Annotated in this window: 1 protein-coding gene; it reads right to left on the minus strand. The window is 35.1% G+C overall.

Annotated features, from left to right (window positions below):
* Window positions 1–359, minus strand: a 359-nt coding sequence (locus HC176_RS17780; protein ID WP_425338226.1) for an IS1634 family transposase, incomplete at both ends; no start/stop codon positions are given.

Consider the following 359-nt stretch of genomic DNA (forward strand, 5'->3'; position numbering starts at 1 on the left):
CTATGGTAGATGGGTCGTATTTTTAAATCTGATTTTGAGATCCGAAAGGTCTTCTCTATAGTCCATAATTCATTATACTGATCGATTACTTGTTTAGCGGGTAGATCTGTATTTGTTGCATATCCTTTGAGTCCATCCCACCTGGCATCTTCTTCAAATTTTTTGTAATCGATTAGGACATCTGCTTTACCCTCTATTTTTAAATATTTATTGTAGCCTTTGTTATTGATGTGGGATTTGGTGAGTTTTCCTGATTTAACTTTATTTTCCAGTCTTTCAAGACCACGTCTTCTGTTGTGAGCATCTTTATGTGCTCGCTGCTCTTTAAAGTTTATAATTAATCGTTGGTGCTCTTTTTG

The organism is Tamlana crocina, from assembly GCF_012037625.1.